This is a genomic window from Streptomyces sp. NPDC014907 (genome assembly GCF_055562975.1).
The window spans coordinates 133,312-145,923 of record NZ_JBVHEG010000013.1; the positions used below are offsets into that span (position 1 = coordinate 133,312).

11 protein-coding genes are annotated in these 12,612 nt (G+C 72.0%); 8 read left to right on the forward strand and 3 right to left on the reverse strand.

All coding sequences use genetic code 11. The features are described 5' to 3' along the window. The first annotated feature begins 59 nt into the window (after positions 1-59). The 4 genes from ACZ3IL_RS26450 (at position 60) to ACZ3IL_RS26465 (ending at position 4,680) form a co-directional block, all read left to right on the forward strand. Positions 60-2,606 carry a DUF4118 domain-containing protein gene (locus ACZ3IL_RS26450; protein WP_467394146.1) on the forward strand — a complete coding sequence of 849 codons (2,547 nt, stop codon included), beginning with the start codon at positions 60-62 and terminating at the stop codon, positions 2,604-2,606. Between the two features lie 138 nt (positions 2,607-2,744). Then, positions 2,745-3,431: a response regulator gene (locus ACZ3IL_RS26455; protein WP_467394148.1), complete on the forward strand. Its 687-nt coding sequence runs from the start codon at positions 2,745-2,747 to the stop codon at positions 3,429-3,431. 115 nt (positions 3,432-3,546) lie between these two features. Continuing rightward, on the forward strand, positions 3,547-3,945 hold the full coding sequence (locus tag ACZ3IL_RS26460; RefSeq protein ID WP_467394150.1) for an OB-fold nucleic acid binding domain-containing protein: 399 nt from the start codon (positions 3,547-3,549) through the stop codon (positions 3,943-3,945). Between the two features lie 3 nt (positions 3,946-3,948). Beyond that, the gene (locus ACZ3IL_RS26465) at positions 3,949-4,680 is read left to right on the forward strand and encodes a DUF3159 domain-containing protein (protein WP_467394152.1); all 732 of its coding nucleotides are present in this window, start codon (positions 3,949-3,951) and stop codon (positions 4,678-4,680) included. A gap of 141 nt (positions 4,681-4,821) precedes the next feature. On the opposite strand, the gene ACZ3IL_RS26470 is transcribed toward ACZ3IL_RS26465, so the two are convergent. Both ACZ3IL_RS26470 and ACZ3IL_RS26475 read right to left on the reverse strand, forming a co-directional pair. Beyond that, entirely contained in the window at positions 4,822-5,493 is a 672-nt protein-coding gene (locus tag ACZ3IL_RS26470) for a potassium channel family protein (RefSeq protein WP_467394154.1), read from the reverse strand. Beyond that, positions 5,493-6,161 carry a potassium channel family protein gene (locus ACZ3IL_RS26475; protein WP_388694119.1) on the reverse strand — a complete coding sequence of 223 codons (669 nt, stop codon included), beginning with the start codon at positions 6,159-6,161 and terminating at the stop codon, positions 5,493-5,495. Before ACZ3IL_RS26475 ends, ACZ3IL_RS26470 begins: the two co-directional genes overlap by 1 nt. A 234-nt stretch (positions 6,162-6,395) precedes the next feature. Here ACZ3IL_RS26475 and ACZ3IL_RS26480 point away from each other — a divergent pair, with 234 nt between their 5' ends. The 3 genes from ACZ3IL_RS26480 to ACZ3IL_RS26490 all read left to right on the forward strand — a co-directional run bounded on the left by ACZ3IL_RS26480 (position 6,396) and on the right by ACZ3IL_RS26490 (position 10,906). Beyond that, positions 6,396-8,447, forward strand: a complete 2,052-nt coding sequence (locus tag ACZ3IL_RS26480) for an APC family permease (RefSeq protein WP_467394156.1) — start codon at positions 6,396-6,398, stop codon at positions 8,445-8,447. Positions 8,448-8,506: 59 nt separating this feature from the next. Continuing rightward, positions 8,507-9,835 (forward strand): class I SAM-dependent RNA methyltransferase, encoded by a 1,329-nt coding sequence (locus ACZ3IL_RS26485; RefSeq protein WP_467394158.1) that lies wholly within the window; start codon positions 8,507-8,509, stop codon positions 9,833-9,835. Between the two features lie 168 nt (positions 9,836-10,003). Next, positions 10,004-10,906, forward strand: coding sequence for a hypothetical protein (locus ACZ3IL_RS26490; protein WP_467394160.1), 903 nt, complete (start codon positions 10,004-10,006; stop codon positions 10,904-10,906). 370 nt (positions 10,907-11,276) lie between these two features. On the opposite strand, the gene ACZ3IL_RS26495 is transcribed toward ACZ3IL_RS26490, so the two are convergent. Beyond that, a complete protein-coding gene (locus ACZ3IL_RS26495) occupies positions 11,277-11,618 on the reverse strand; it encodes a beta/gamma crystallin domain-containing protein (protein ID WP_467394162.1) in 342 nt (113 codons plus the stop codon). A 316-nt stretch (positions 11,619-11,934) separates the two neighbouring features. On the opposite strand from ACZ3IL_RS26495, the gene ACZ3IL_RS26500 reads away from it, so the two are divergent. Next, positions 11,935-12,495: a DM13 domain-containing protein gene (locus tag ACZ3IL_RS26500; RefSeq protein WP_467394164.1), complete on the forward strand. Its 561-nt coding sequence runs from the start codon at positions 11,935-11,937 to the stop codon at positions 12,493-12,495. Positions 12,496-12,612: the final 117 nt, after the last annotated feature.

A 12,612-nucleotide genomic window follows, 5' to 3' on the forward strand; every position in this document is an offset into this window, starting at 1 on the left:
GCCGGGGAGCACCGGGACCGGACGGTCCCGGCCCGGCCGGCGGGACGTAGGGTCGAGCCATGGGACGCGGCAAGCTACGCATCTACCTCGGCGCTGCGCCGGGCGTCGGCAAGACCTACGCGATGCTCTCCGAGGGCCACCGCCGGGTGGAGCGCGGCACGGACTGCGTGGTGGCGTTCGTGGAGCACCACGGGCGGCCGCGCACGGAAGCGGTGCTGCATGGTCTGGAGCGGGTCCCGCCCCGCGCCGTGGAGCACCGGGGGGCCGTCCTCGCCGAGATGGACGTCGACGCCGTCCTGGACCGCCGCCCCGCCGTCGCCCTCGTCGACGAACTGGCCCACACGAACGCGCCCGGTTCCCGGAACCCCAAGCGGTGGCAGGACGTCGCCGAACTGCTCGCGGCCGGCATCGACGTCGTCTCGACCGTCAACATCCAGCACCTGGAGTCGCTCGGCGACGTGGTCGAGGCGATCACGGGCGTACGGCAGCGGGAGACCGTCCCCGACGAGGTCGTGCGCCGGGCGGACCAGATCGAACTGGTCGACATGAGCCCGGAGGCCCTGCGGCGCCGGATGGCCCACGGCAACGTCTACACCCCCGACAAGGTCGACGCGGCCCTCTCCAACTACTTCCGCCCCGGCAACCTCACCGCCCTGCGCGAGCTGGCCCTCCTCTGGACCGCCGACCGGGTCGACGAGTACCTCCGGCGGTACCGGGGCGAGCACAACATCCGTTCCACCTGGCAGGCCCGGGAACGCATCGTCGTCGGCCTCACCGGCGGCCCCGAGGGCCGCACCCTCATACGCCGGGCCACCCGGCTCGCCGAGAAGGGCGCGGGCGGCGAGGTCCTCGCCGTCTACATCGCCCGCAGCGACGGGCTCACCGCGGCCTCCCCGAAGGAGCTGGCCGTCCAGCGCACCCTCGTCGAGGACCTCGGCGGAACGTTCCACCACGTCATCGGCGACGACATCCCCTCCGCGCTCCTGGAATTCGCCCGCGGGGTCAACGCCACCCAGATCGTCCTCGGCTCCAGCCGCCGCCGGACCTGGCAGTACATCCTCGGCCCCGGGGTCGGCCAGACCGTGGCCCGTGACTCCGGACCCGACCTGGACGTCCACATCGTCACCCACGGCGAGGTCGCCAAGGGGCGCGGTCTGCCGGTCGCGCGCGGTTCCCGCCTCGGCCGCTCGCGCATCCTCGCCGCCTGGGTCGTCGGCGTCGCGGGACCCGGCTGCCTCGCCCTGCTGCTCACCCACGTCGACGCCGATCTCGGGCTCGCCAACGACATGCTGCTCTTCCTCGCCCTGACCGTGGCCGCCGCGCTGCTCGGCGGGTTCCTGCCGGCGCTCGGCTCCGCCGCCGCCGGCTCGCTCCTCCTCAACTGGTTCTTCACCCCGCCCGTCCACCGGCTCACCGTCGCCGACCCCAAGAACATCGTCGCCATCGCCGTCTTCCTCGGCGTCGCGATGTCGGTCGCCTCCGTGGTGGACCTGGCAGCCCGCCGCACCCACCAGGCCGCCCGGCTCCGCGCGGAGGCCGACGTGCTCTCGTACCTCGCGGGCAGCGTCCTGCGCGGCGAGACCAGCCTGGACGCCCTCCTGGAACGCGTCCGCGAGACCTTCTCCATGGAGTCGGTCGCCCTCCTGCAACGCGAGAACGAGCTCGAACCGTGGACGCCCGCCGCGAGCGTCGGCCCCCACCCGGCCGCCCGCCCGGAGGAGGCCGACGTGGACATGCCGGTCGGGGACCACCTGGCGCTCGCCCTGTCCGGCCGGGTGCTGCCCGCCGAGGACCGGCGGGTGCTCGGCGCCTTCGCCGCCCAGGCCGCCGTCGTGCTCGACCGCCGGCGGCTCGTCGGCGAGGCGGAGGAGGCGCGGAAGCTGGCCGAGGGCAACAAGATCCGCACGTCCCTGCTCGCCGCCGTCAGCCACGACCTGCGGACCCCGCTCGCGAGCATCAAGGCCTCCGTCTCCTCCCTCCGCTCCGGGGACGTCGAATGGTCCGAGCGGGACCGGGCCGAACTCCTGGAGGGCATCGAGGACGGGGCCGACCGCCTCGACCTCCTCGTCGGCAACCTCCTCGACATGTCCCGCCTCAGGACCGGCACCGTCAAGCCCCTCATGCGCGTCGTCGACCTCGACGAAGTGGTGCCCATGGCCCTGGGAGGAGTGCCGGACGGCAGCGCCTGGCTCGACATACCCGAGACCCTGCCCATGGTCGAGGTCGACAAGGGCCTCCTGGAACGGGCCGTCGCCAACATCGTGGAGAACGCCGTGAAGTACAGCCCCGAGGGCGTGCCCGTCGCCGTCGCCGCCAGCGCCCTGGGGGACAGGGTCGAACTGCGGGTGGTGGACCGCGGACCCGGCGTCCCCGACGAGGCCAAGGACGGCATCTTCGAACCCTTCCAGCGCTTCGGCGACGCCCCGCGCGGCTCCGGCGTCGGCCTCGGCCTCGCGGTGGCCCGCGGCTTCGTGGAGGCGATGGGCGGGACCCTCGGCGCCGAGGACACCCCGGGCGGCGGGCTGACCATGGTGCTCACCCTCCGCGCCGCGCCCGGCGCCCCTCCGGCACCGGACGGGGACGCGGCAGCAGGTGCCGTGACCTGAACCGGACGCCCGTCCCCGTCCCGTACGCACCGCCCCGTACGCACGCACCGCACGCACCGCCCCTCCCGCCCGCACGGGCGGCCGGAAGCGGCGCGAGAACCGCACGAACCGCACGAACCGAAAGAAAGGCCCCCCTCCATGACCCGGGTCCTCGTGGTCGACGACGAGCCGCACATCGTCCGCGCCCTGGTGATCAACCTCAAGGCGCGGAAGTACGAGGTCGACTCCGCACCCGACGGCGCCACCGCCCTCCGTCTCGCCGCCACCCGGCACCCGGACGTCGTCGTCCTCGACCTCGGCCTGCCCGACATGGACGGCGTCGACGTCATCAGGGACCTGCGCGGCCGGACCCGGGTGCCGATCCTGGTCCTCTCGGCCCGGCAGACCTCCGGCGAGAAGGTCCAGGCCCTCGACGCGGGCGCCGACGACTACGTCACCAAGCCCTTCGGCATGGACGAGCTGCTCGCCCGGCTGCGGGCGGCCGTGCGCCGGGCCGAGCCGGTCGGCGGCGCCGGGGAGGGGCCCGCGGTGGTCGAGGCCGGGAGCTTCACCGTCGACCTCGCGGCGAAGAAGGTCCACCGCGACGGGCGGGACGTCCGGCTCACCCCCACCGAATGGCACCTCCTCGAAGTCCTCGTCCGCAACGCCGGCCGCCTGGTCGGCCAGAAGCAGCTGCTCCAGGAGGTCTGGGGGCCGTCGTACGGCACGGAGACCAACTACCTCCGGGTGTACATGGCGCAGCTCCGCCGCAAGCTGGAGAGCGACCCCTCCCACCCCCGGCACTTCGTCACCGAACCGGGCATGGGATACCGCTTCGAACGGTGAACCGGACACCCCGCGGAGGGGCGCCCCGGGGCCGTGCGGCGGGAGCCGCCCGGAGCGGTCTCCGCGCGGCGCCGGGACCGCCTCCCGCGGCAGTGGCGGCCGGTAGGCTTTCTGTATGAGTGCTGCACCGCGTACAGAGAAGCCGGCCGGCAGGTTCCGCCGGATGCTCGACCGGCTCTCCTCCTCGTCCGAGGACCTGGAGTCGGAGGAGCTCCAGGAGGACACCGAGGCGTCGGGGTGCACGCGCATCTGCGACTGCTCCGACCGCCAGGTGGTCATGGTGACTGGTACCTTGCGCACGGTCACGCTGCGCCCCCGGGCGGGCGTGCCCGCCCTGGAGGCCGAACTCTTCGACGGCACGGCACCGCTGGACGTCGTCTGGCTCGGCCGCCGCTCCATCGTGGGCATCGAGCCGGGCCGCAAGCTGATCGCCTCCGGCCGCGTCTCCATGAGCCACGGCCGGCGGGTCCTCTTCAACCCCAAATACGAGCTCCGACCGCTCGGACAGGAGTAGCCGGTGACGTCCCTCGACAAGCCGACCAGCACGGACCAGGACGACCGGACCTCGAAGGAGGTCACCGAGGCCGCGCTGTTCGAGGCCTTCGGCGGCCTGCGGGGCATGGTCGAGACGGTCCTGCCGGGCCTGCTCTTCGTCACGATCTTCACGGTCGACAAGGACCTGCACGTCTCGGCGATCGCCGCGCTCGCGGTCTCGCTGGTCCTCGTCGCCGTCCGCCTGATCCGCCGCGACACCGTCAAGCACGCCTTCAGCGGCGTCTTCGGCGTCGCCTTCGGCGTGGTCTTCGCGATGATGACGGGCAACGCCAAGGACTTCTACCTGCCGGGCATGCTGTACACGCTCGGTTTGGCCCTCGCGTACATCGTCACCGCCGCCGCCGGAGTGCCCCTGATCGGACTGATCCTCGGTCCGGTCTTCAAGGAGAACCTCTCCTGGCGCACCCGCAACCCCGGCCGCAAGAAGGCGTACACGAAGGCGAGCTGGGCCTGGGGCCTGATCCTGCTCGGCAAGTGCGCGGTGCTCTTCCCGCTGTACTGGTGGGCCGACCCGACCAAGTTCGGCTGGGTGTCGGTCGCCCTGAAGATCCCGCCGTTCCTGCTCGCGGTCTACCTCACCTGGGTCTTCCTCGCGAAGGCCCCGGCGCCGATCGACGTCTTCGCCGAGATGGAGGCCGAGGAGCGCGCCGAGAAGGCCCGCGAGGCGGCGTCCGGAGGACGGCCGGAGGCCTGAGCACGGCGCCCCGGGACTCCCGTCGTACGCGCGGGGGCCCCGGAGCGCGGGAGTGCGCCCGGGACCCCGGGCACGTACGGGGAGGGCCCGGACCCGGTGAACAGGTCCGGGCCCTCCCCGTACGCGTACGGCCGCGGCCGGTCAGGAAGGCTCGCGGCGGACCTGCAGCAGGTCCTCCAACTGCTCCTCGCGCGCCTGCGCGGCCACGAACAGCAGCTCGTCACCGGCCTCCAGGGTCTCCTCGGTGCTCGGCGTCAGCACCCGCGAACCGCGGATGATCGTCACGAGCGAGGTGTCCTGCGGCCAGTCCACGTCCCCGACCGACGTGCCGGCGAGCGCCGACTCCGGCGGAAGCGTCAGTTCGACCAGGTTCGCGTCGCCGTGGCTGAAGCGCAGCAGCCGGACCAGGTCGCCGACGCTCACCGCCTCCTCCACCAGGGCCGACATCAGGCGCGGGGTCGAGACGGCCACGTCCACGCCCCAGGCCTCGTTGAACAGCCACTCGTTCTTCGGGTTGTTCACCCGGGCGACCACCCGCGGCACCGCGTACTCGGTCTTGGCCAGCAGCGAGACGACCAGGTTCACCTTGTCGTCACCGGTCGCCGCGATCACCACGTTGCAGCGCTGGAGCGCCGCCTCGTCCAGGGAGGTGATCTCGCAGGCGTCGGCGAGCAGCCATTCCGCCTGCGGCACCCGCTCCACCGAGATGGCGGTCGGGGCCTTGTCGATCAGCAGCACCTCGTGGCCGTTCTCCAGCAGTTCGCCGGCGATGGAACGGCCCACCGCACCCGCGCCCGCAATAGCGACACGCATCAGTGACCGCCCTCCTCGGGACCCTCGGCGAAGGCCTCCTCGACCTTCGCGATCTCGTCCGTACGCATCATCACGTGCACCAGGTCGCCCTCCTGGAGCACCGTCTGGGACGTGGGGATGACCGCCTCGCCGAGCCGGGTGAGGAACGCGACCCGCACGCCCGTCTCGTCCTGCAGCCGGCTGATCTTGTGGCCGATCCAGGACGGCGAGGTGTGCACCTCGGCGAGCTGCACCCCGCCGCTCGGGTCCGTCCACAGCGGCTCGGCGCCCGAGGGCAGCAGCCGCCGCAGCATCTGGTCGGCGGTCCAGCGGACCGTCGCGACCGTCGGGATGCCGAGCCGCTGGTAGACCTCGGCACGGCGCGGGTCGTAGATCCGCGCCGCCACGTTCTCGATGCCGAACATCTCGCGCGCGACCCGCGCCGCGATGATGTTCGAGTTGTCACCGCTGCTCACCGCGGCGAAGGCGCCGGCGTCCTCGATCCCGGCCTCGCGCAGCGTGTCCTGGTCGAACCCCACGCCCGTGACGCGGCGACCGCCGAAACCCGACCCCAGGCGGCGGAAGGCCGTCGGGTCCTGGTCCACGACCGCGACCGTGTGCCCCTGCTGCTCGAGGGTCTGCGCGAGAGCGGCTCCCACTCGCCCGCAGCCCATGATGACGATGTGCACGTCCCCTTACCCCGCACTCCTGATCGCCTTGCTGACCTGCGAAAACACCCTGCTCACAACTTTCCTCGCCCGATCCGCCCGGGCCGCGGCGGGCGACGCCCTGCCGGGTCGCCCGGTCCGAGCTTAAGCGTCAACACTGGCGGGGACCGCATCCGAGGTGGTAGACGGAAAGATTCCGTATGGATCGGGGGTGCCGGTGAGCATGGCGAATTTCGAACGCTTACGATCCTCTCCGTGTCCAAACTGACCGACGTGCCCAAACGCATCCTGATCGGGCGGGCCCTGCGCAGCGACAAGCTCGGAGAGACGCTCCTCTCGAAGCGGATCGCCCTCCCCGTCTTCGCCTCCGACCCGCTCTCCTCGGTGGCGTACGCGCCCGGCGAGGTGCTCCTCGTCCTCTCCGTCGCCGGTCTGTCGGCCTACCACTTCAGCCCCTGGATCGCGCTCGCGGTCGTCGTCCTGATGTTCACGGTCGTCGCCTCCTACCGGCAGAACGTCCACGCGTACCCCAGCGGCGGCGGCGACTACGAGGTCGCCACCACCAACCTGGGGCCGAAGGCCGGACTCACCGTGGCGAGCGCCCTGCTCGTCGACTACGTCCTGACCGTCGCCGTCTCCATCGCCTCCGGCATCGAGAACCTCGGCTCGGCCGTCCCCTTCGTCGTGGAGCACAAGGTCGCCTCCGCGGTCGCCGTCATCCTGCTGCTCACCCTGATGAACCTGCGCGGGGTGAAGGAGTCGGGCACCCTCTTCGCCATCCCGACGTACGTCTTCGTCGCCGGCGTCTTCCTCATGATCGTCTGGGGCGCCTACAGGGGGATCGTCCTCGACGAGACCATGAAGGCCCCCACGGCCGACTTCGAGATCAAGGCCGAACACCAGGGCCTGGCCGGCTTCGCCCTGGTCTTCCTGCTGCTGCGCGCCTTCTCCTCCGGCTGCGCCGCCCTCACCGGCGTCGAGGCCATCTCCAACGGCGTCCCCGCCTTCCGCAAGCCGAAGTCGAAGAACGCCGCCACCACCCTCGCCCTCATGGGCGGCCTGGCCGTCACCATGTTCTGCGGCATCATCTTCCTGGCCATGGCCACCGACGTGCGGATGGCCGAGAAGCCCGCCCACGACCTGCTCCACAACGGCGTCCCGGTCGGCGAGGGCTACGTCCAGGACCCGGTGATCTCCCAGGTCGCGGCCGCCGTCTTCGGCGACGGGACGTTCTTCTTCGTCATCCTCGCCGCCGCCACCGCGCTCGTCCTCTTCCTGGCCGCCAACACCGCGTACAACGGCTTCCCGCTCCTCGGCTCGATCCTCGCCCAGGACCGCTACCTGCCGCGCCAGCTGCACACCCGCGGCGACCGCCTCACCTTCTCCAACGGCATCGTGCTCCTCGCCGGCGCCGCCGCCCTCCTCGTCTGGATCTACGGGGCGGACTCGACCCGCCTGATCCAGCTGTACATCGTCGGCGTCTTCGTCTCCTTCACCCTCAGCCAGATCGGCATGGTCCGGCACTGGAACCGGCACCTCGCGACGGAACGCGAGCCCGCCAAGCGCCGCCACATGATCCGCTCCCGCGCGATCAACGCCTTCGGCGCCTTCTTCACCGGCCTCGTCCTCGTCGTCGTCCTCGCCACCAAGTTCACCCACGGCGCCTGGGTCGCCCTGCTCGGCATGGTGATCTTCTACGGCACGATGACCGCGATCCGTAAGCACTACGACTCGGTGGCGGCGGAGATCGCCGCGGCCGAGGAGAAGCCCGACGAGTACGTGCGCCCCTCCCGGGTCCGCTCCATCGTCCTCGTCTCCAAGCTCCACAAGCCCACCCTCCGCGCCCTGGCCTACGCCAAGCTCGTGCACGCCAGCGAGGTCGAGGCGCTGACCGTCAACGTCGACCCGGCCGAGACGAAGGCGCTCAAGGAGGAGTGGGAACGCCGCGGCATCAACGTCCCGCTGAAGATCCTCGACTCCCCGTACCGCGAGATCACCCGCCCGGTGATCGAGTACGTGAAGAGCATCCGCCGCGAGAGCCCGCGCGACGCCGTCTCCGTCTACATCCCCGAGTACGTCGTCGGCCACTGGTACGAGCACCTGCTGCACAACCAGAGCGCCCTGCGCCTCAAGGGCCGGCTCCTCTTCACCCCGGGCGTCATGGTGACCTCGGTCCCGTACCAGCTCCAGTCCTCCGAGGCCGCCAAGAAGCGGGCCCGGAAGCGGCAGGAGTGGAACGCGCCGGGCTCGGTCCGCCGCGGTCCCGTGGAGAAGGGGCACAAGGAACCGGCCGCGAAGAACGGCTAGACTGGTGGGCTGCCGTCCGAACGGCAGCCCACCCCCGCTTCCCTTGGAGACCCCCCACCATGCAGAACACCCCTGTTGCGTCGCTGGTCGGGGAGGAGTACGAGGTCGAGGTCGGCCCGGTCGCCCACGGCGGTCACTGCATCGCCCGCACCGGCGAGGGCCGCGTCCTCTTCGTCCGCCACGCGCTGCCCGGCGAGAGGATCGTCGCCCGCGTCACCGAGGGCGAGGAGACCTCCCGCTTCCTGCGCGCCGACGCGGTCACGATCCTGGAGCCCTCCAAGGACCGGGTCGAGGCCCCCTGCCCGTTCGCGGGCCCCGGCAAGTGCGGCGGCTGCGACTGGCAGCACGCCAAGCCCGGCGCCCAGCGCCGCCTGAAGGGCGAGGTCGTCGCGGAACAGCTCCAGCGCCTGGCCGGGCTCACCCCGGAGGAGGCCGGCTGGGACGGCACGGTCATGCCGGCCGAGGGCGACAAGCTGCCCGCGGGCGAGGTCCCGCAGTGGCGCACCCGCGTTCAGTACGCGATCGACGACGAGGGCCGCGCGGGCCTGCGCAAGCACCGCTCCCACGACGTGGAGGTCATCGACCACTGCATGATCGCCGCCGAGGGGGTCTCGGAGCTGGGAGTCGAGAAGCGCACCTGGGAGGGCATGGCCTCGGTCGAGGCCATCGCCGCCTCGGGCTCGAACGACCGCCAGGTCATCCTCACCCCCCGCCCCGGCGCCCGCCTCCCCCTCGTGGAACTGGACAAGCCGGTCTCCGTGATGCGCGTGGACGAGAAGGACGGCGGCGTCCACCGCGTCCACGGCCGCGCCTTCGTCCGCGAGCGCGCCGACGACCGCACCCACCGCGTCGGCAGCGGCGGCTTCTGGCAGATCCACCCGAAGGCCGCCGACACCCTCATGAAGGCCGTCATGCAGGGCCTCCTCCCGCGCAAGGGCGACACCGCCCTCGACCTCTACTGCGGCGTCGGCCTCTTCGCGGGCGCCCTCGCCGACCGGGTCGGCGACCAGGGCGCGGTCCTCGGCATCGAGTCCGGCAAGCGCGCGGTGGAGGACGCCCGCCACAACCTGGCCGGCTTCCCGCGCGTCCGCATCGAACAGGGCAAGGTCGAGTCGGTCCTCCCGCGCACCGGCATCACCGAGGTGGACCTCATCGTCCTGGACCCGCCCCGCGCCGGCGCCGGCAAGCAGACCGTCCACCACCTGACCACCCTGGGCGCCCGCCGCATCGCCTACGTCGCCTGCGACCCGGCGGCCCTGGCCCGCGACCTGGGGTACTTCCGGGAGCGGGGATACCGGGTGCGGACGCTGAGGGCGTTCGACCTGTTCCCGATGACGCACCACGTGGAGTGCGTGGCGATCCTGGAGCCGGTGAAGAAGGACGCCTGAGCGGCGGTCGGTGGGTGTGCCCCGTGGGCACGCCCACCGACCGCCGGGGGCGGGTGGTCCGTGTTTTCGAGGGCGGCTTCCGTTCCTGGGGGCTCCCGCACCCCCGATCCGCCGTCGGAAGGGCCCGTTCGAGGGGTGCGGATCACCCGTTTGCTGTACGTTCCCGGCATGGTCACGGGAAAAGTGAGCGAGACCGCGGAGTCGCGTTTCTCCGCTCTTCTGGTCGGCGCGGCAAGGCTTCCGGGTGTGCGGATCGACAGGGAGGCGTATCTCCGGGCGGCGCTGGCCCGGCATTGTTCGGAGGACGAACTGCGCAGGGCGACGGAGGAGACCCCCGCGGCGGCGGGCATCCCGCTGGATGTTCTGGACAGGGTGGCCGACGAGTCCATCCGCTACGAGACCGCCAAGGTGAGCGCGATCTCCGCGGCTGCCGGGATTCCCGGCTTCATCGCCCTGCCCGCCACGGTGCCGGCCGATGTGGCCCAGTACGCCGCCCACATGCTGCGCATCGCGCAGAAGCTCGCCTACCTCTACAGCTGGCCCGACCTGTTCTCCCTCGACGACGACGACCTGGACGACGCGACCAAGGGAGTGCTCACGCTCTTCTTCGGAGTGATGTTCGGAACCCAGTCCGCGAACGCCGCCGTGGGGAAGGTGGCGGGGATGATGTCCGAGCAGGTGGCCAAGAAGCTGCCGCAGAAGGCACTGACCCAGGGCGTCGTCTACCCCGTCGTGAAGAAGGTCGCCCAGTACCTCGGCGTCGAGATGACGAAGCAGACCTTCGCCAAGTCCGTCTCGAAGGCCATTCCCCTCGTCGGGGCCGCGGTGTCCGGCGGGCTCACCTTCGCGACCTTCCGGCCCATGTCCAGGAGGCTCAAGACGCATCTTTCCGGCCTGGAACTCGCCAGGCCCGCCGGCCAGGTCATCACGGGGGAGGTCGTCCGGGACGAGGACTCCCCGGCCGCGGGCGGGTCGCGGGTCCCGCGGCCGGGTCGTGAAGGGCATGCCCTGAGGCGTTGGCGGAGGACGGACCAGGCCGTGGACGAGGGCGGTCGGGCCTCCTCGGACTGATCGCGCCCCCGCCGTGGCCGTGCGGTCTCCCTTCCGGCCCCGGTCCCGGGGCTCGCGGTCCGGCGCCGTGGAGCCCTCCCGGACCCGTTCCGGAGCGCCTGTCCGCGCGGGTCCGGTCACGACCCGCGCGTTCGCGCCGTCGTGGCGGTGCCGGTGCGCGTGGCTGGCCCGTCCGCCGCCCGCGCGGCCGCACCCGGCGGGGGGCCCGTCGGGCAGGACGTCCTTCCGGTTCACCCCCGCGCGGGGCCTCGACCGGGCCGGGCGGCCGGGCGGCCGATGACCCCTGCGGTGCGGGCCCGGACGGTGCCGACCGGCGACCGGCGCCCTCTCCGGCGAGGGCCCGCCCTCACCTCGTTCGCGGCGGCGGGTGCTACCAGATCGTGATCTTCGTGATCTTGTGGATGGTCCCGCCGGGGGCGTTGCCGAAGTGCCACTTGTCCACGGTCGCGCTGGTCGCCGGCGCGCCCAGCCTCGGCACGAACTCCAGCGTGACCTTGTTGTCTCCGGTCCAGATCCGGTCCACGCCGTAGATCGCCACGCTCTGCGTGCCCGCGTTGGCGAAGCAGAGGGAGCCGCCCGCGTTGTGGAGCGACAGGAGACCCAGGCCGTTGCAATCGGTGCGGTTGATGGCGAACGCCGACGAAGCCGGCAGCGTGACGGCCATGGCTCCGGCCGCCGCGACCACCGCGAGGCGTGCGATGAAGCGCTTCATTGGTGAGTTGTTCCTTCCGTGGTGGTGTGGTGCCGCCGGGGGCCGCAGCGCACGGCGGCGTCGAGGGGGCGCACGCGCGCCCCATCGACGCAACGGGGGAAAAGGCGCTCCGGTTCACCGGGGGAGCGCCTTCCTTCGGACGCGGTCGCGATCTCCCTCCACTTCCGCCGGTCCTTCGCCCGGAGTCGCGTGCCCCTCGCCCCGGTCCCCCGACCCGACGACGCGAGGCCTTCCGGCCGTGGGCCGGGTCTTTCGCCGGGGTGTCCGGTCGCGTTGGATGGCCCGGAGAAGACACGACGTACGAAGGGGGTGCGCCATGGGGCGCGTCATGGAGAAGCGGTGGTGGGCGGGGGCGGTGGTCGTCGCGGTGATCGTGGGGGCCGGGCTGGTGTGGTTCAAGCCCTGGGCGCTGTGGGTGGACGAGACCGTCAGCGAGGCGCTGCCCTCGGCGACCGCGCCGGCCGGGACGCGAGCGGCGCCCACGGGCCCGTCCTCCTCCGCGCAGGCCGCACCGCCCGCCGGCCCGGCCACCGTGGCGCGGGGTTCGTTCATCAGCCACGAGCACACGACGACCGGCACGGTGAAGATCGTCCGGCTCGCCGACGGCTCCCACACGCTCCGGCTCGAAGGACTCGACACGAGCAACGGCCCCGACCTGCGCGTGTGGTTGAGCGACGCGCCGGTGAAGGAGGGGAAGGCCGGCTGGGGCGTCTTCGACGACGGGAAGTACGTCAACCTCGCCAAGCTCAAGGGGAACAAGGGTGACCAGAACTATCCGCTGCCGGCGGACCTCGACCTCTCGGCGTACACGAGCGTGAGCATCTGGTGCGACCGTTTCGACGTCTCGTTCGGTGCCGCGAAGATCGTCCGCACCTGACACCGTACGAGGGGCGTGGCCGGGATGTCCCCGGCCAACGCCCCCGCACCCGGGCGGAGTTCCTGATTCCGCAACCGAAATGATCACACCGTCACGTTGCGGAACGGCGTGGACGCG